Annotated in this window: 16 protein-coding genes; 13 read left to right on the top strand and 3 right to left on the bottom strand. The window is 70.1% G+C overall.

What is annotated here, in order from left to right:
- From ACZ39I_RS16355 to ACZ39I_RS16380, 6 genes are all read left to right on the top strand, one after another.
- The gene (locus ACZ39I_RS16355; protein WP_467245125.1) at positions 1 to 1293 is read left to right on the top strand and encodes a M50 family metallopeptidase; all 1293 of its coding nucleotides are present in this window, start codon (positions 1 to 3) and stop codon (positions 1291 to 1293) included.
- A 256-nt stretch (positions 1294 to 1549) separates the two neighbouring features.
- Entirely contained in the window at positions 1550 to 3421 is a 1872-nt protein-coding gene (locus ACZ39I_RS16360) for a recombinase family protein (RefSeq protein WP_467245126.1), read from the top strand.
- 181 nt (positions 3422 to 3602) lie between these two features.
- Positions 3603 to 4760 (top strand): flavodoxin-dependent (E)-4-hydroxy-3-methylbut-2-enyl-diphosphate synthase, encoded by a 1158-nt coding sequence (gene ispG, locus ACZ39I_RS16365; protein ID WP_389999288.1) that lies wholly within the window; start codon positions 3603 to 3605, stop codon positions 4758 to 4760.
- Between the two features lie 145 nt (positions 4761 to 4905).
- Complete coding sequence (locus tag ACZ39I_RS16370; protein WP_467245043.1) at positions 4906 to 5754, top strand: GNAT family N-acetyltransferase; 849 nt, start codon at positions 4906 to 4908, stop codon at positions 5752 to 5754.
- A gap of 77 nt (positions 5755 to 5831) precedes the next feature.
- Positions 5832 to 6362 carry a GNAT family N-acetyltransferase gene (locus tag ACZ39I_RS16375; RefSeq protein WP_393604401.1) on the top strand — a complete coding sequence of 177 codons (531 nt, stop codon included), beginning with the start codon at positions 5832 to 5834 and terminating at the stop codon, positions 6360 to 6362.
- Between the two features lie 188 nt (positions 6363 to 6550).
- Positions 6551 to 8254: a proline--tRNA ligase gene (locus ACZ39I_RS16380; RefSeq protein WP_467245044.1), complete on the top strand. Its 1704-nt coding sequence runs from the start codon at positions 6551 to 6553 to the stop codon at positions 8252 to 8254.
- 56 nt (positions 8255 to 8310) lie between these two features.
- Here ACZ39I_RS16380 and ACZ39I_RS16385 read toward each other — a convergent pair whose 3' ends face one another.
- From ACZ39I_RS16385 to ACZ39I_RS16395, 3 genes are read right to left on the bottom strand one after another with little or no spacing between them, the layout of a single operon-like run.
- On the bottom strand, positions 8311 to 9201 hold the full coding sequence (locus ACZ39I_RS16385; RefSeq protein ID WP_467245045.1) for an aminoglycoside phosphotransferase family protein: 891 nt from the start codon (positions 9199 to 9201) through the stop codon (positions 8311 to 8313).
- Between the two features lie 18 nt (positions 9202 to 9219).
- Entirely contained in the window at positions 9220 to 9681 is a 462-nt protein-coding gene (locus tag ACZ39I_RS16390) for a ferritin-like domain-containing protein (protein WP_467245046.1), read from the bottom strand.
- Positions 9678 to 10214, bottom strand: a complete 537-nt coding sequence (locus ACZ39I_RS16395) for a hypothetical protein (RefSeq protein WP_467245047.1) — start codon at positions 10212 to 10214, stop codon at positions 9678 to 9680. The genes ACZ39I_RS16390 and ACZ39I_RS16395 overlap by 4 nt, the downstream gene beginning before the upstream one ends.
- A 175-nt stretch (positions 10215 to 10389) precedes the next feature.
- Between ACZ39I_RS16395 and rimP the strand changes: the two genes are divergently transcribed.
- From rimP to truB, 7 genes are all read left to right on the top strand, one after another.
- Positions 10390 to 10905, top strand: a complete 516-nt coding sequence (rimP, locus tag ACZ39I_RS16400; protein WP_467245048.1) for a ribosome maturation factor RimP — start codon at positions 10390 to 10392, stop codon at positions 10903 to 10905.
- 2 nt (positions 10906 to 10907) lie between these two features.
- Complete coding sequence (nusA, locus tag ACZ39I_RS16405; protein WP_352389512.1) at positions 10908 to 11894, top strand: transcription termination factor NusA; 987 nt, start codon at positions 10908 to 10910, stop codon at positions 11892 to 11894.
- A 115-nt stretch (positions 11895 to 12009) separates the two neighbouring features.
- Entirely contained in the window at positions 12010 to 12306 is a 297-nt protein-coding gene (locus ACZ39I_RS16410; protein ID WP_467245049.1) for a YlxR family protein, read from the top strand.
- A gap of 147 nt (positions 12307 to 12453) precedes the next feature.
- Positions 12454 to 15618: a translation initiation factor IF-2 gene (infB, locus tag ACZ39I_RS16415; protein ID WP_467245050.1), complete on the top strand. Its 3165-nt coding sequence runs from the start codon at positions 12454 to 12456 to the stop codon at positions 15616 to 15618.
- Between the two features lie 136 nt (positions 15619 to 15754).
- A complete protein-coding gene (locus tag ACZ39I_RS16420) occupies positions 15755 to 16048 on the top strand; it encodes a DUF503 domain-containing protein (RefSeq protein ID WP_352389515.1) in 294 nt (97 codons plus the stop codon).
- A 32-nt stretch (positions 16049 to 16080) separates the two neighbouring features.
- Entirely contained in the window at positions 16081 to 16533 is a 453-nt protein-coding gene (gene rbfA, locus ACZ39I_RS16425) for a 30S ribosome-binding factor RbfA (RefSeq protein WP_352389516.1), read from the top strand.
- Positions 16530 to 17435 (top strand): tRNA pseudouridine(55) synthase TruB, encoded by a 906-nt coding sequence (truB, locus tag ACZ39I_RS16430; RefSeq protein ID WP_467245051.1) that lies wholly within the window; start codon positions 16530 to 16532, stop codon positions 17433 to 17435. Before rbfA ends, truB begins: the two co-directional genes overlap by 4 nt.
- Positions 17436 to 17550: the final 115 nt, after the last annotated feature.

Below are 17550 nucleotides of genomic sequence, written 5' to 3' on the forward strand. Positions count from 1 at the left end.
ATGTTCATCCTCGGCATAGGGCTCTTCGCCTTCGGCCTGCTGGTGTCGATCGCGTGGCACGAGCTGGGGCACCTGTCCTTCGCCAAGCTCTTCGGCATCCGTGTGCCGCAGTACATGGTCGGCTTCGGCCCGACCGTCTTCTCACGCAAGAAGGGCGAGACGGAGTACGGCGTCAAGGCCATCCCCTTCGGCGGCTACATCCGCATGATCGGCATGTTCCCGCCCGGCGACGACGGCCGTATCAGCGCCCGCTCCACGTCCCCCTGGCGCGGCATGATCGAGGACGCCCGCTCGGCCGCCTTCGAGGAGCTCCAGCCCGGCGACGAGAAACGCCTCTTCTACACCCGTAAGCCCTGGAAACGCGTCATCGTGATGTTCGCGGGCCCCTTCGCGAACCTGATCCTCGCGGTCGCCCTGTTCCTCACGGTCCTCATGGGCTTCGGGATCTCCCAGCAGACCAACACGGTCAGCTCCGTCTCCAAGTGCGTGATCTCCCAGAGCCAGGACCGCCAGACCTGCAAGGCCTCCGACCCCGCCTCCCCGGCCGCGGCGGCCGGCCTCAAGGCGGGCGACAAGATCCTCTCGTTCAACGGGGTTCGGACGGACGACTGGAACAAGCTCTCCGACCTCATCCGCGCCAACCCCGGCAAGACGGTCCCGATCGTCGTCGAGCGGGACGGCAAGGACGTCACCCTCACCGCGAAGATCGCGAGCAACCTGGTCGCCAAGAAGGACTCCAGCGGGCAGTACGTCCAGGGCAAGTACGTCACCGCCGGCTTCCTCGGCTTCAGCGCGGCCACCGGCATTGTCAAGCAGGACTTCGGCGACTCCGTGGTCTGGATGGGCGAACGCGTCGGCGAGGCCGTCGACTCCCTGGCCGCCCTGCCCGGCAAGATCCCGGCCCTGTGGAACGCGGCCTTCGGCGACGCCCCGCGCGAGCCGGACTCCCCGATGGGCGTGGTCGGCGCGGCCCGCGTCGGCGGCGAGATCTTCACCCTCGACATCCCTCCGACCCAGCAACTGGCCATGGCCCTGATGCTGGTCGCGGGTTTCAACCTCTCCCTGTTCCTCTTCAACATGCTCCCGCTGCTGCCCCTGGACGGCGGCCACATCGCGGGCGCCCTGTGGGAGTCCCTGCGCCGCAACCTCGCCAAGGTCCTCAAGCGCCCGGACCCGGGCCCGTTCGACGTGGCGAAGCTGATGCCGGTGGCTTATGTGGTGGCGGGAATCTTCATCTGCTTTACCTTGCTGGTGCTCGTCGCGGATGTAGTTAACCCGGTCAAAATCAGCTGAGAATCGGTCATTTTCTATCACGCTCCTGAATAACGCCTCGCCTTTCGCTCGTGTAGCTCAGACGGGTGAAAGGCGAGGCTTATTCGTACGGAGCAGGTGCGCACTTCGTACGTTCTTGCTGTTCATGGATGACCCCAGCGGTGCGCCAACACCCTGGGGTCTGGCCAGTCTCGAAGGGACTGACATGCAGCAAGGTACTGCGCCCTGCGCAGAAGACAAGGGCAAAGGATCCGAGGCGCTCGCCGTCGCCGCGTACATGCGGGTCTCGACAGCGGAGCAGAAGAGAAGGTACGGAATTCCGGCTCAGGCCGACGCCACTCGAACGTTCGTGGAGAAGCGCTCGGCGTGGAGGTTCGCTGGGTCCTGGGAAGACCTCGGCGAATCAGGCTCGACGACTTCGAGGCCTGCACTGAATGAGCTGCTCACGGAAATCGCCGCAGGCCGGGTCGATGTCGTACTCGTGTCCAGCCTTGACCGTTTGGGGCGGACCGAAGCGGCCATCTGGTGCTGTCTCTGGCAGATCGAGGATGCCGGGGCCGTACTTGAGTGCTGCGACCAGGCATTGGGGGAACCGGGACTCGACAGGTGGCTAACGATCGACCGGCTGGCACAGGCAGTAGAGGCGGACTACGGCCGTATCGTCACCCGAACCCAGTCAGGTCGGCAGCTCAAGGCAGTGGGCGGCGGTTGGCCGGGCGGTCCGGCCCCCTATGGTTACAGAATCAGTGGGAAAGGCGCCTTCGGATCGACTCTCGAGGCCGATCCGACTGAGGCCGCCGTGGTGAGGCTTTTGGCAGACCTTGTGATCGAAGGTGGCCGGACCCTCACGGACCTTGCCGAGGAACTGAACAGGCGGGGCGTTCTCACACGCAGCGGCAGGCGTTGGACGAGGGCGAACCTTCACCGACGGCTGAAGAGCGCGGCGTTTCTCGGAGAGGCCGTCTTTCGCCGCTCCGACCAGCAGTGGGGCGACCATTGCACCAGGCTTGATGGCTCCGGACGGCCTTTGTATGGCGAGAGCGTGTCGATTCCGCTGCCTCCGATCCTCTCGGCGGACCGGACCCGTGCCTTTCAGCGAGCGCTGGCGGAGCTGGCCCGTCCGCGCAGGAATCCCTTGGGGGAGTATCCGCTCACCGGGCGAATCCATGGGCCGTGTGGACGGCCGTACGTCGGGTGCTTCCGCAGCAACGACGGGGTGCGGACGTACCGCTGTTCGGGATGGCAGGAAAAGGTCCCCTGCGGTTGCCTCTACCTGCGTGCGCATCACGTCGAGGAACAGGTGGCACGACACGTCAATACTCTGCTGGCATCCATGTCACCCCATGCTCGGCCGATGCTCCCAGCTGCCTCCGAGGCGCAGAGGCGACTGAACCTGCATGCCGAACGAGTGAGGTGCCTGGAGCGGCTTGTCGCGCAGTGTGCGGAGGAGCTGGACGGATTGCGGTGCCAGGCCCAGCACAGTCGTGTCGTTGCCGCTGCGCTGCGGCAACTTGAAGCTGACCAGGGGGCGTTGGAGCGAGTCCTTGCCCACGCGCGGGACTGGCTGGCGGAGCTTGAGGTTCGAGTCCTCAAGGATGTCCGGCTCACGGATGTCCTAGGGGCAGCCGTACCGGACAGTCAGGCACTGCTGCCTTCGGAGCAGCGAAGCCTGATCGAGCAGCTCAACGTACGAGTCGACATCGTGGATGCGGAGTTTCGGTACCGCGAGGGGACGAAGTGCTCGGCCGCCCAGTGGCATGAGCGGACAGGGGTGCTTGTTCCTGCCGATCCCACAGACAGTCTGTGGGCTCGCATCGACGAGTTGCTCCGCTCCAGGTACCGGCCTCACCATTTCCGTTCGCCGCTCGATCTGCGGGCTGCTCTCACGGGGATACTTCATCGTCTGCGCACAGGGATCCTGTGGCGGGATCTTCCGGAGCGTTTCGGCGAGCCTGGAAAGTCCGGTTCCGGCAGCGAACCTGGTTGGCGGACGGTGTGTGGGCGGAGATCGTGGAGATCCTCGGTGAGGAGGGAGAGGGCACTCCCGTGCCGAGCCACGCAACCGCTCCGGCACTGTCCATCAGTTCGGGTCCTGTGGCTGAGCCGCAGTCCGATATCTCGCTGGGTGCCCGCGCAGTTAACCCAGTGAAAATCTCCTAGTCGTACGGCGTTGGCGGTGGCCCGGTGTGGTTCATGCCGGGCCACCATCCGTTGGGTGGGTTTGAGGGCCGGGATGTGCTCGTGCCCCTGTCGGTGCCGTAATCTCGAAGCCTGGAGCCCGCCGCTGACGGGACCTGGACCTTGATCCACGACTTGGGGTTGCACAGCAGATGACTGCGATTTCTCTCGGCATGCCGTCCGTTCCGACCAAGCTCGCCGAGCGCCGGAAGAGCCGGCAGATCCAGGTTGGCACGGTCGCGGTGGGCGGTGACGCCCCGGTCTCGGTCCAGTCGATGACGACGACCCGTACGTCCGACATCGGCGCCACGCTCCAGCAGATCGCCGAGCTCACGGCCTCCGGCTGCCAGATCGTCCGCGTGGCCTGCCCGACCCAGGACGACGCCGACGCCCTCGCCACCATCGCCCGCAAGTCGCAGCTCCCGGTGATCGCCGACATCCACTTCCAGCCCAAGTACGTCTTCGCCGCCATCGAGGCGGGCTGCGCGGCGGTCCGGGTGAACCCCGGCAACATCAAGCAGTTCGACGACAAGGTCAAGGAGATCGCGAAGGCCGCGCGCGACCACGGCACCCCGATCCGCATCGGCGTGAACGCGGGCTCCCTGGACCGCCGCCTGCTCCAGAAGTACGGCAAGGCGACCCCGGAGGCGCTCGTCGAGTCGGCCCTGTGGGAGGCGTCCCTCTTCGAGGAGCACGACTTCCGGGACATCAAGATCTCGGTGAAGCACAACGACCCGGTCATCATGATCGAGGCGTACAAGCAGCTGGCCGCGCAGTGCGACTACCCGCTCCACCTGGGCGTCACGGAGGCCGGCCCCGCCTTCCAGGGCACGATCAAGTCGGCGGTCGCCTTCGGCGCGCTGCTCTCCCAGGGCATCGGCGACACGATCCGCGTCTCCCTCTCGGCACCCCCCGTCGAGGAGGTCAAGGTCGGCAACCAGATCCTGGAGTCCCTGAACCTCAAGCAGCGCGGCCTGGAGATCGTCTCCTGCCCGTCCTGCGGCCGTGCCCAGGTGGACGTCTACAAGCTGGCCGAGGAGGTCACCGCGGGCCTGACCGGCATGGATGTCCCGCTCCGCGTCGCCGTCATGGGGTGTGTCGTCAATGGCCCGGGCGAGGCCCGCGAGGCCGATCTCGGCGTCGCCTCCGGCAACGGCAAGGGCCAGATCTTCGTCAAGGGCGAGGTCATCAAGACCGTCCCCGAGTCCAAGATCGTGGAGACCCTCATCGAGGAGGCCATGAAGCTGGCCGAGCAGATGGAGGCGGAGGGGGTCTCCTCCGGGGAGCCCTCGGTGTCGGTCGCGGGCTGATCCGAAAAGTCCGGGGCGTCAGCCCTCAACGGGCAGGGCACGCCTGGGCCACTGCTGAGCGAGCGGTAACCGAACGCAGGGCGGCGCGGCCCGGCTTCCGCAGGTACAGTGCGGAGATCAGCAGACCCCAGTGTGAGGCCCGCCCGTGTTGACCCAGACGACCTCCCGGGTCCTCGAACCGAGCGACCTGGACGCCGCGCTCGCCGTCCTGTACCGCGATCCGGTCGCGAACGCCTTCGTGACATCGAGGGTCCAGGTCGCCGGACTCGACCCCTGGCGACTCGGCGGCGAGATGTGGGGCTGGTACGAGGACGGCATGCTCACGTCCCTCTGCTACGCCGGCGCCAACCTCGTCCCCATCTGCGCGACCCCGCGAGCCGTCCGTGCCTTCGCCGACCGGGCGAGAAGGGCCGGGCGCCGGTGCTCCTCCATCGTCGGTCCCGCCGAACCCACCGCGCAGCTCTGGCGCCTGCTGGAACACAGTTGGGGCCCGGCCCGGGACGTCCGTGCCCACCAGCCCCTCATGGTCACCGACCGCATGCCCACCGACACAGCCCCGGATCCGTACGTCCGCCGCATCCGCAAGGACGAGATGGAGGCGATCATGCCGGCGTGCGTGGCGATGTTCACGGAAGAGGTCGGCGTCTCCCCGCTGGCCGGTGACGGCGGCCTCCTCTACCAGGCCCGCGTCGCCGAACTGGTCGGTTCCGGCCGCTCCTTCGCCCGCCTCGACGAACACGGCAAGGTCGTCTTCAAGGCGGAGATCGGCGCCGCGACGGACCGGGCCTGCCAGATCCAGGGCGTCTGGGTGGCCCCCGAGTACCGCGGCAGGGGAGTGGCCGCGCCGGGGATGGCGGCGGTACTGCGCTACGCCCTCGCGGACGTGGCCCCGGTGGTCAGTCTCTACGTCAACGACTTCAACACGGCGGCGAGAAGGACGTACAAGAGGGTGGGCTTCCGGGAAGTGGGCGCTTTCATGAGCGTCCTCTTCTGAACCGGCCCGCAGTCACCGGACGGCCCGCAGCCACCCGCACCCGGCACACGACCGGAACTCCCCTGTACGCTCCCCGCATGGACCTCGTCATCGGCCCCCTGGACCTGTCCGCCCACGTGGACGAGGCCCTCGCGGTACAGGCCATCGCCTTCGGCCTCGGCGCCGACGAGGTAGCGGTCCGCCGCCAGATCGTCCTCCGCCACATGACCTACCCCGGCGCCAGAGCCCTCGGCGCGACGGTCGGCGGCCATCTCGTGGGGTTCGTGTACGGCATGCCCAACGACCGCACCCACTGGTGGTCCACCGTCGTCGAGCCCTACCTGCGCGCCCAGCACAACGACATCTGGCTCGACGACTCCTTCGTGATCACCGAGCTGCACGTCCACCCGCACCACCAGAACCGGGGCATCGGCCGCACCCTGATCACCACCATCACCGACAGCGCCACCGAGCCCCGCTCGATCCTCTCCGCGATCGACACCGACAGCCCGGCCCGCGGCCTGTACCGCTCCCTCGGCTACCAGGACCTCGCCCGCCAGGTGCTCTTCCCGAGCGCCCCGAAGCCGTACGCCGTGATGGGCGCCCCCCTCCCGCTGCGCCGCCACTGAACACCGGATTTCCACCCCTACAGCCCGCCCGGCTAACCTCCTGGGGGTGCCCGACACATTCCCGCCTGCCCGGCGACGCCCGGCACGCACGCTCGCAGCGGACGCCGCCGGGGCCGCCCTCCGGGCGGACGGCGGGAGTCTGCCGGGCACCCCAGCCATCACCCTTTTCCGGCAGGAGTACGAGAACCATGGCCAACGCACCGGTCCAGCGCATGTCCCAGTTGATGGCGAAGACGCTGCGCGACGACCCGGCGGACGCCGAGGTCCTCAGCCACAAGCTGCTCGTGCGCGCCGGGTACGTCCGCCGTACCGCCGCCGGCATCTGGAGCTGGCTGCCGCTCGGCAAGAAGGTGCTGGCCAACGTCGAGCGGATCGTCCGCGAGGAGATGGACGCGATCGGCGCCCAGGAGGTGCTGCTCCCCGCCATCCTGCCGCGGGAGCCGTACGAGGCCACCGGCCGCTGGGACGAGTACGGCCCCGAGCTGTTCCGCCTCCAGGACCGCAAGGGCGGCGACTACCTCCTCGGCCCGACGCACGAGGAGATCTTCACCCTGCTGGTGAAGGACCAGGCGTCCTCCTACAAGGACCTGCCGGTCATCCTGTACCAGATCCAGCACAAGTACCGTGACGAGGCCCGCCCCCGGGCCGGCATCCTGCGCGGCCGCGAGTTCCTGATGAAGGACTCGTACTCCTTCGACACCGAGGACGAGGGCCTGGCCCAGTCCTACGCCCTGCACCGCCAGGCCTACCAGAAGGTCTTCGAGCGCCTCGGCCTCGACTACCGCATCTGCGCCGCCACCGCCGGCGCGATGGGCGGCTCCAAGTCGGAGGAGTTCCTCGCTCCCGCCGAGGCCGGCGAGGACACCTTCGCCGACTGCCCGAACTGCGATTTCGCGGCCAACACCGAGGCGATCACGTACGAGTTGAGGCCCGTGGACGGAGCCTCCGTCCCGGCCCTCGAGGAGATCCCGACCCCGGACACCCCGACCATCGAGACCCTCGCCGCCCACCTCGGCGTCGAGGCCTCCGCCACCCTCAAGAACCTCCTCGTGAAGGTCGACGGCGAGATCGTGGCCGTCGGCGTCCCCGGCGACCGCGAGGTCGACCTGGACAAGGTCGAGGCGCACTTCGCGCCCGCCGCCGTGGAGCTGGTGACGGCGGAGGACTTCGTCGGCCGCCCCGACCTCGTCCGCGGCTACGTCGGTCCGCAGGGCCTGGGCGAGAAGGTGAAGTACATCGCCGACCCGCGCGTGGCCCCCGGCACCGCCTGGATCACGGGCGCCAACAAGGAGCACACGCACGCGAAGAACGTCGTCGCGGGCCGTGACTTCGAGGTCGACCAGTACGTCGACGTCGTGGTCGTCCAGGAGGGCGACCCGTGCCCGAAGTGCGGCACCGGCCTCAAGCTGGACCGCGCCATCGAGATCGGCCACATCTTCCAGCTGGGCCGCAAGTACGCCGACGCCCTCAAGCTCGACGTCCTCGGCCAGAACGGCAAGCCGGTCCGCGTGACCATGGGCTCCTACGGCATCGGCGTCTCCCGCGCGGTCGCCGCCCTCGCCGAGCAGACCGCCGACGACAAGGGCCTGTGCTGGCCCGCCGAGGTCGCCCCGGCCGACGTGCACGTCGTCGCCGCCGGCAAGGCCCTGCAGATCGAACTGGCCCTCGACGTCTCCGAGAAGCTGCGCGAGGCGGGCCTGAGGGTCCTCGTCGACGACCGCGCCGGCGTCTCCCCGGGCGTGAAGTTCACCGACTCCGAGCTGATCGGCGTACCGAAGATCCTGGTCGCGGGCCGTCGTTCCGCCGAGGGGGTCCTGGAGCTCAAGGACCGCCGCACCGGTGAGCGCGAGGAGCTGACGGTGGACGAGGCGATCGCCCGCCTGAGCGCCTGACTGTCTGAGAAACAGCGTGGGGCGGCGGTCGCGTCGGCGGCCGCCGCCCTACGGCCTCAGAGCCACCCGGCGAACTCCAGCAGCAGCTCGGCATCCTTCGGCCGCCCCACCCGCAGCGCCCGGACCCCCGACTCCACGGCCCGGAACAGCGTCCACCCCCGCAACCGCTCCTGGTCCACCTCCAGCGACTCCGCGAGCCGCTTGATCCGCCGACGGGTCGTCGCCGCCCCCGAAGGCGTGGCGATCAGGTCCTCCACCCGGTCCCGCACGAGCCGGGCCAGGTCGAACGCGCACTCCCCGACGACCGGATCCGGTCCCACGGCCAGCCAGGGGGACCGTTCGCCCGCGAGCACCTTGCTCTGCCGGAACGTCCCGTGCAGCAGCCGCAGTTCGGGCGGTGCGGCCAGCAGCTCCTCCCGAGCCGAGAGAGCCGCGTCCACCAGCCCCGCCACCTGTGCGGGAGCACCGCGCATGGCGGCGGCCTGCCGCCCGGTCCGCTCGGCCACCGTCTCGAAGACCGGCCCCTCGGGCGGCGGGACCCACAGCCGCCGCAGCGCCCCCGCCGCCTCCAGCAACGCCTTCGCCTCCGGCAGCGACCGCACGGAGACATCGGGATGCAGCCGCTCCAGCAGCAGTACACCCTCGGCGACGAACGGCTCCAGCAGCTGTACGGCCCCCCGCCCGTCCCAGTGCGCGAGAGCCGCCCGCTCGCTCTCGGGACGGGCCCGGGGCGGGGCCAGCTTGAGCACGGCCGGCGTCCCGTCGGGCCGCCGCACGAGCACGACGAGGCTGCTGCGCCCGCCGGGCACCTGGACCCGCTCCACGGTCAACTCGCGCAGCGCGACGGCCTGTCCGGCGGTCTCGGGCAGCTTGTCCACCCAGTCGTCGGCGTCCGGCACGCTCTCACCGAGCGCCCGCACCAACCGCTGCGGTGGTTCGAAAGCCATGCGCGAGTCGTTCCCTTCCTAAGAAACCGAGGCGGAGGACGAGGGCGAGCCCGTGGTCGCCCGCTCGGCGAGCCCAGGGAAGGCTACGCTCTCGCCGCGCCAGCGCACGGCCCGCACCGCGGCCTCCCGCAGCGCCTCGGCGGCCGTGCTGCGCCGCTCGCCCCCGGTTGCCCGCACCACGTCGGAGTACACCCCGGCCACCCGGTCCTCCAGGCCGGCGGCGAGCCGCACGGCCGCGGCCGAGTCCGGCACCGGGAAGGGCAGCGCGTACGCCGCCGCCGCAGCCACCGGCGTCCCGCCCAGGCCCCGCACCTCGCGCGCCAGGGCGTCCCGGCGGGCTCGGTGGGCGTCGTAGGCGGCCCTGGCCTCCACGCGCCGGTCCTCGCGGATCCGGCCGCCGACGACGCCGTAGCCGTAGACGGCGGCGTGCTCGGCGGCCAGCGCCTTCTGGAGGGCCTCCAGCTCCTGCTTGTCGCTCATCGGGCACCCTCCGTCAGCAGATAGGCGTGCGCCGCGCCGGCCGCCGCCACCGAGGCCAGCAGGCGGGCCAGCTCACCCGGCATGTCCAGCAGCGTCTTGGCCCGCCGGTCGGCGAGCGCCCGCTCGGCGGCGGCGAGCTGGGCGAGGGCGTCCTTCTCGGCCGTGGGAACAGGCATCGGAGGGGACGAGGACGGAGGCGAGGACGGGGCCGGGGAAGCGGTGGCTGTGGGAGCGGCCGTGCCTGCCGCGAACGCCTCCGCGTGCCGCGCGGCCTCCCACCGCAGAGGCCCCAGCAGTCCCGCCAGCGCCGGATGGGCGGCGAGGACGGCGTCGTACCGCCCGACGATCCCCTGGCTGTCCCGAGCCGCACGCTCGCGTGCCCGCTCGACGACGGACGGGCTGCCGGCGGTGCCCTCATCGCCGCTTCCGGTCCCGTCGGAGCACCCGACGAGAAGGGCGCCCCCGGCGACCGAGGCGAGCAGGGATCTTCTGCGGGGCCCCGAGGGGACGCGCGGCGAAGGAGGGTACGGCACGACAGACGTCCTCAAAAGCTCGTACGAACACACGGGCGGGAGGTCGGGCCCGCCGGCGATCACGGTACCCGCGCATCCGGGGTCACCTGGACGGCAACACCCTCCGCGACCGGATACCCTTTGACCAGACACGCGACCTACCCACAACAGCACACGCGGCCGAGGAGTCACCCGGATGAGCACCACCCAGAGCGAGAGGCTGCGAGAGCTCCTGGAACCGCTCGTCACCTCCCAGGGTCTGGATCTCGAAGAGATCGCAGTGGACTCCGTAGGACGAAAGCGAGTGCTGCGCGTCGTCGTCGACTCGGACACCGGTGCCGACCTGGACCAGATCGCCGATGTGAGCCGCGCGCTCTCGGCGAAGCTCGACGAGACCGACGCGATGGGCGCGGGGGAGTACACCCTCGAGGTCGGCACCCCGGGCGCGGAGCGCCTCCTCAAGGAGCACCGGCACTATGTGCGCGCCGTGGACCGGCTGGTGAAGTTCCAGCTGACCGAGGGCGACGAACTGGTCGCCAGGATCCTGAAGGTCGACGACGACGGCCTCGACCTCGAGGTGCCCGGTGTGAAGGGCCGCAAGGCCACCGCCCGCAGACTCGCCTTCTCCGACTTCGACAAGGCGCGCGTGCAGGTCGAGTTCAGCCGCAAGGACAGCAAAGAGCAGCAGGACGAGCAGGAAGAGGAGGCGTAGCCGTGGACATCGACATGAGTGCCCTGCGGGGCTTGGTTCGGGAGAAGGAGATCTCCTTCGACCTGTTGGTCGAGGCGATCGAGTCGGCCCTCCTCATCGCCTACCACCGCACCGAGGGAAGCCACCGCCACGCGCGCGTGAAACTCGACCGGGACTCCGGGCACGTGGTCGTGTGGGCGAAGGAGGACCCCGAGGACCTCGAAGAGGGCCAGGAGCCCCGGGAGTTCGACGACACCCCGTCCGACTTCGGCCGTATCGCCGCCACCACCGCCAAGCAGGTCATCCTGCAGCGGCTGCGCGACGCCGAGGACGACGCGACGCTCGGCGAGTACGCGGGGCGTGAGGGCGACATCGTCATGGGCATGGTCCAGCAGGGCCGCGACCCGAAGAACGTGCTCGTGGACATCGGCAAGCTGGAGGCCATCCTGCCGGTGCAGGAGCAGGTGCCCGGCGAGACCTATCCGCACGGCATGCGGCTCCGGTCGTACGTCGTACGGGTGGCGCGGGGTGTCCGCGGTCCGTCCGTCACCCTGTCGCGCACGCATCCCAATCTGGTGAAGAAACTCTTCGCCCTGGAGGTGCCGGAGATCGCCGACGGGTCCGTCGAGATCGCCGCGATCGCCCGTGAGGCCGGTCACCGCACAAAGATCGCCGTACGGTCCACCCGTTCGGGTCTGAACGCCAAGGGCGCCTGCATCGGCCCCATGGGCGGCCGTGTGCGCAATGTCATGGGCGAGCTGAACGGTGAGAAGATCGACATCGTCGACTGGTCGGACGACCCGGCCGAGATGGTGGCGAACGCCCTCTCGCCGGCCCGCGTCTCCAAGGTCGAGGTCGTGGACATGGCCGCCCGCTCCGCGCGGGTGACCGTCCCCGACTACCAGCTCTCCCTCGCCATCGGCAAGGAGGGGCAGAACGCCCGCCTCGCGGCCCGGCTCACCGGCTGGCGGATCGACATCCGTCCGGACACCGAGCAGGCCGGCGAGTAGCGCCGGGACCGGCGGCAGGGAATAGATCCAAGCCGTACGTGGCTTAGATCACGACAACAACCGTTCGATCGCTGCCCCCAAGGGGTGAGGTCGCTACGGGGAGGTAGACTTAAGAGTGTCTGGCCGGACGCCCGCCCGAGCATGCCCTGAACGCACCTGTGTGGGTTGCAGGCAGCGAGCGGCCAAGACCGATCTGCTGCGCATCGTGGCGATCAAGGACGCATGCGTCCCCGATCATCGCGGTACGCTGCCCGGCCGGGGTGCGTACATCCACCCCACCCTGGTCTGTCTCGACCAGGCGGTACGCCGCCGGGTGTTCACGAGGGCGTTGCGCGCCCCGGGAGCACTCGACACAAAGGCGTTGCGCCAGTACGTCGAGCAGACAGACAGTTGCGAGCAGGCAACACCGTAAGAAGCGTCGCGCGGAACCCCCGTGCGGCCCTGGTACCCCGCGAGTTGGAAGTAGGTCGAGATTGCGATGAGCACTCGATGAGCACGCGATGAGTACGCCCATGAAGTAGCGACGGTCCGGACGCAACCCGGACCTAAAAGGAGCGAAGTGGCTAAGGTCCGGGTATACGAACTCGCCAAGGAGTTCGGAGTGGAGAGCAAGGTCGTCATGGCCAAGCTCCAAGAACTCGGTGAATTCGTCCGTTCGGCGTCTTCGACCATCGAAGCGCCCGTTGTCCGTAAGTTGACGGACGCCCTCCAGCAGGGCAACGGAGGCGGCAAGCCCGCCCCCGCACGCAAGGCCGCCCCGGCTCGTCCGGCGGCCCCCTCTCCCGCGCAGGCCGCCCGTCCGGCCGCCCCGCGCCCGCCGGCCCCGAAGCCGGCCGCCGCCGAGACGCCCGCGGCTCCTGCCGCGCCGGCCTCGTCCGGCCCCCGTCCCACCCCGGGCCCGAAGCCCGCGCCGCGGCCCGCCCCGGCGTCCCCGGCTCCGACCACGCCCGAGTTCACGGCACCGCCGTCGGCTCCCGCCGCACCGGCCTCCCAGGGCCAGAGCCAGGGGCAGAGCCAGGGTCAGGGCTCCGGCCCGCGTCCCGGTGCTCCGCGTCCGGCCGGCCAGGCCCCGCGTCCGGGCGCCCCGCGTCCGGCCGGTGGTCCCGGCCAGGGTGGTGGCCAGGGCCGCACTGAGCGCAGCGACCGTCCCGGCGCTCCGCGTCAGGGCGGCCAGGGCGCACGTCCCGGTGCTCGTCCGGCCGGTCCCCGTCCGGGCAACAACCCCTTCACCTCTGGTGGCTCCACCGGCATGGCGCGCCCGCAGGCGCCCCGTCCGGGCGGTGCCCCGCGTCCCGGCGGCCCTGGTGGCCCCGGTGGCGCTCCCGGCGGCGCTCCGCGTCCGCAGGGTCAGGGCCAGGGCGGTCCCCGTCCCCAGGGCGCGGCGGGCGGTCCCCGTCCGCAGTCTCCGGGCGGCGCCCGTCCCACCCCGGGCGGCATGCCCCGTCCGCAGGGCGGCGGTCCCCGTCCCGGCGGCGGTCCCGGCGGCGCTCGTCCCAACCCCGGCATGATGCCGCAGCGTCCCGCTGCCGGCCCGCGTCCCGGCGGTGGCCCCGGTGGGGGTCGCGGTCCGGGCGGCGCAGGTCGTCCCGGTGGCGGTGGCGGCGGTCGTCCCGGTGGCGGCGGCTTCGCCGGTCGTCCGGCCGGTCCCGGTGGCGGTGGCGGCGGTTTCGCCGGTCGTCCCGGTGGTCCCGGTGGCGGTGGCGGCGGTTTCGCCGGTCGTCCCGGTGGTCCCGGCGGTGGCGGCGGCGGTCGTCCCGGCTTCGGCGGTCGTCCCGGTGGTCCCGGTGGCCGTGGTGGCACGCAGGGCGCCTTCGGCCGTCCCGGCGGTCCCGCGCGTCGCGGTCGCAAGTCGAAGCGGCAGAGGCGCCAGGAGTACGAGGCCATGCAGGCCCCGTCGGTCGGCGGTGTGATGCTGCCTCGCGGCAACGGACAGTCCGTCCGCCTGTCGCGCGGTGCCTCCCTCACCGACTTCGCCGAGAAGATCGGCGCCAACCCGGCGTCGCTCGTCGGCGTGATGATGAACCTCGGCGAGATGGTCACGGCCACGCAGTCCGTCTCCGACGAGACGCTGAGGCTCCTCGCGGACGAGATGAACTTCGTCCTCGAGATCGTCAGCCCCGAGGAGGAGGACCGCGAGCTGCTCGAGTCCTTCGACATCGAGTTCGGCGAGGACGAGGGTGGCGAGGAGTTCCTCGTCGCGCGTCCGCCGGTCGTGACCGTCATGGGTCACGTCGACCACGGCAAGACCCGCCTCCTCGACACCATCCGCAAGACGAACGTCGTCGCGGGCGAGGCCGGCGGTATCACGCAGCACATCGGTGCGTACCAGGTCACGACTCAGGTCAACGACGAAGAGCGCAAGATCACCTTCATCGACACCCCGGGTCACGAGGCGTTCACCGCCATGCGTGCCCGTGGTGCCAAGTCGACCGACATCGCGATCCTCGTGGTGGCGGCCAACGACGGTGTGATGCCCCAGACGATCGAGGCGCTGAACCACGCCAAGGCGGCCGACGTGCCGATCGTGGTCGCGGTCAACAAGATCGACGTCGAGGGTGCCGACCCGACCAAGGTGCGCGGTCAGCTGACCGAATACGGCCTCGTGGCCGAGGAGTACGGCGGCGACACCATGTTCGTCGACATCTCCGCCAAGCAGGGCCTCAACATCGAGGCTCTTCTGGAGGCCGTGGTCCTCACCGCGGACGCCTCGCTCGACCTGCGGGCCAACCCGGAGCAGGACGCGCAGGGTATTGCGATCGAGTCCCGTCTCGACCGCGGCCGCGGTGCCGTCGCGACCGTCCTGGTCCAGCGAGGCACCCTGCGGGTCGGCGACACCATGGTGGTCGGCGACGCGTACGGCCGTGTCCGCGCGATGCTCGACGACAAGGGCGACAACCTGGAAGAGGCGGGTCCGTCGACTCCGGTCCTCGTCCTCGGTCTCACCAACGTCCCGGGCGCCGGCGACAACTTCCTCGTCGTCGACGAGGACCGTACGGCCCGCCAGATCGCCGAGAAGCGCGCGGCGCGTGAGCGCAACGCCAACTTCGCCCGGCGCGGAGTCCGGTTCTCCCTGGAGAACCTGGACGAGGCCCTCAAGGCCGGTCTGGTGCAGGAACTCAACCTCATCATCAAGGGCGACGCGTCCGGTTCGGTGGAGGCTCTCGAGTCCTCGCTGCTCCAGCTCGACGTCGGCGAAGAGGTCGACATCCGCATCCTGCACCGCGGTGTCGGTGCGGTCACGGAGTCGGACGTGGACCTGGCGATGGGCTCGGACGCCATCGTGATCGGCTTCAACGTGCGCGCCGCAGGGCGTGCCGCGCAGATGGCCGAGCGCGAGGGTGTGGATGTCCGTTACTACTCGGTCATCTACCAGGCGATCGAGGAGATCGAGGCGGCCCTGAAGGGCATGCTCAAGCCGGAGTACGAAGAGGTCGAGCTCGGTACGGCGGAGATCCGCGAGGTCTTCAAGTCGTCCAAGCTGGGCAACATCGCCGGTGTCCTGGTCCGCTCCGGCGAGGTCAAGCGCAACACCAAGGCGCGCCTCATCCGCGACGGCAAGGTGGTCGCGGAGAGTCTCACCATCTCCGGTCTGCGCCGCTTCAAGGACGACGTCACCGAGATCCGCGAAGGGTTCGAGGGCGGTATCAACCTCGGCAACTTCAACGACATCAAGGTCGACGACGTCATCGCGACGTACGAGATGCGCGAGAAGCCGCGAGGCTGATCGTCACAGCACGCGATCGGGGCCGGTCGGCGGACGTAATATCCGTCGATCGGCCCCGGCCGTTGCGTGTACGGTTCCCGTATCGGCGTCGAAGCGTGGCGCCCGTACCCCGAACCGGCGGGACATCCGGACACGTATGTATGTGGGGACTCTGTCCTTCGACCTGCTCCTCGGCGACGTGCACTCGCTGAAGGAGAAACGCTCTCTCGTCCGTCCGATCGTGGCCGAGCTCCAGCGCAAGTACGCGGTGAGCGCGGCGGAGACGGGCAACCAGAACCTCCACCGCAGGGCCGAGATCGGGCTCGCGGTGGTCTCGGGGGACACGGGACACCTCAGCGACGTACTGGACCGCTGCGAGCGGCTGGTCGCGGCGCGGCCCGAGGTGGAACTGCTCTCGGTTCGACGCAGGCTCCACAGCGACGAAGACTGAAGCAAGAAGTAAGTACTTAAGGAGACGGACCAGTGGCCGACAACGCGCGCGCCAAGAGGCTGGCGGACCTCATCCGAGAGGTGGTGGCCCAGAAGCTGCTGCGCGGGATCAAGGACCCGCGGCTCGGCTCACACGTCACCATCACGGACACCCGGGTCACGGGTGACCTTCGGGAGGCGACCGTCTTCTACACGGTGTACGGCGGGGACGAGGAGCGGGCGGCCGCGGCCGCCGGACTGGAGAGCGCCAAGGGCGTGCTCCGCAGCGCGGTCGGCGCGGCGGCGGGCGTGAAGTTCACCCCGACGCTGACCTTCGTGGCCGACGCCCTGCCCGACACCGCCAAGACCATCGACGACCTCCTCGACAAGGCGCGCCAGTCCGACGAGAAGGTGCGCGAGGTCTCGGCCGGCGCCAAGTACGCCGGCGACGCCGACCCGTACCGGAAGCCGGACGACGAGGACGAGACGGACGACGCCGCCGAATGACGCAGAAGAACCGGACGCCCGACGGCCTTGTCATCGTCGACAAGCCGTCGGGCTTCACCTCGCACGACGTGGTCGCCAAGATGCGCGGGATCGCCAGGACCCGCCGCGTCGGACACGCCGGCACCCTCGACCCCATGGCGACGGGTGTGCTGGTCCTCGGAGTCGAGAAGGCCACCAAGCTCCTCGGGCACCTCGCGCTGACCGAGAAGGAGTACCTGGGCACGATCCGGCTCGGCCAGACGACCCTGACCGACGACGCCGAGGGCGAGATCACGGGGTCGGTCGACGCCTCGAAGGTCACCCGCGACGCCGTCGACGCCGGGATCGCCCAGCTGACCGGCGCCATCATGCAGGTGCCGTCCAAGGTCAGCGCCATCAAGATCGACGGGGTGCGCTCGTACAAGCGGGCACGGGAGGGCGAGGACTTCGAGATCCCGGCCCGTCCCGTCACCGTCTCGTCCTTCGCGGTCCACGACGTCCGGGACGCGGTCGCCGAGGACGGCACGGCCGTCGTGGACCTGGTCGTGTCGGTGGTCTGCTCCTCCGGCACCTACATCCGGGCGCTCGCCCGGGACCTGGGCGCGGGCCTGGGAGTGGGCGGCCATCTGACGGCTCTGCGCCGCACCCGTGTGGGCCCGTACAAGCTGGACGCGGCCAAGACCCTCGACCAGCTCCAGCAGGAGCTGACGGTGATGCCGATCGCCGAGGCCGCGGCAGCCGCCTTCCGGCGCTGGGACGTCGACGACCGCCGGGCCAAGCTGCTCACCAACGGCGTACGGCTCGACATGCCCGACGAGTACGCGGGCGCCGGCACGGTGGCCGTCTTCGACCCCGAGGGCCACTTCCTGGCGCTGGTCGAGGAACACAAGGGCAAGGCGAAGAGCCTGGCCGTCTTCGGCTGACGCCTGACCGTGGGGCACCGAGGCCGTCTGCCCGTGGAGCGGCGATCACGGGGTTGTGCCGCCGCTCCACGGTCCCCCCTCGGTTCCCCCACCCCTAGGGTGTATCCGCCGTCCC

The organism is Streptomyces sp. NPDC024687, assembly GCF_055559055.1.

What these genes read in the sequence shown, in the direction of transcription:
- ACZ39I_RS16355 (WP_467245125.1), top strand. Translation starts at nt 1, where the DNA reads ATGTTCATCCTCGGCATAGGGCTCTTCGCCTTCGGCCTGCTGGTGTCG.
- ACZ39I_RS16360 (WP_467245126.1), top strand. Translation starts at nt 1,550, where the DNA reads ATGCGGGTCTCGACAGCGGAGCAGAAGAGAAGGTACGGAATTCCGGCT.
- ispG (WP_389999288.1), top strand. Translation starts at nt 3,603, where the DNA reads ATGACTGCGATTTCTCTCGGCATGCCGTCCGTTCCGACCAAGCTCGCC.
- ACZ39I_RS16375 (WP_393604401.1), top strand. Translation starts at nt 5,832, where the DNA reads ATGGACCTCGTCATCGGCCCCCTGGACCTGTCCGCCCACGTGGACGAG.
- ACZ39I_RS16380 (WP_467245044.1), top strand. Translation starts at nt 6,551, where the DNA reads ATGGCCAACGCACCGGTCCAGCGCATGTCCCAGTTGATGGCGAAGACG.
- ACZ39I_RS16385 (WP_467245045.1), bottom strand. Translation starts at nt 9,201, where the DNA reads ATGGCTTTCGAACCACCGCAGCGGTTGGTGCGGGCGCTCGGTGAGAGC.
- ACZ39I_RS16390 (WP_467245046.1), bottom strand. Translation starts at nt 9,681, where the DNA reads ATGAGCGACAAGCAGGAGCTGGAGGCCCTCCAGAAGGCGCTGGCCGCC.
- rimP (WP_467245048.1), top strand. Translation starts at nt 10,390, where the DNA reads ATGAGCACCACCCAGAGCGAGAGGCTGCGAGAGCTCCTGGAACCGCTC.
- ACZ39I_RS16420 (WP_352389515.1), top strand. Translation starts at nt 15,755, where the DNA reads ATGTATGTGGGGACTCTGTCCTTCGACCTGCTCCTCGGCGACGTGCAC.
- truB (WP_467245051.1), top strand. Translation starts at nt 16,530, where the DNA reads ATGACGCAGAAGAACCGGACGCCCGACGGCCTTGTCATCGTCGACAAG.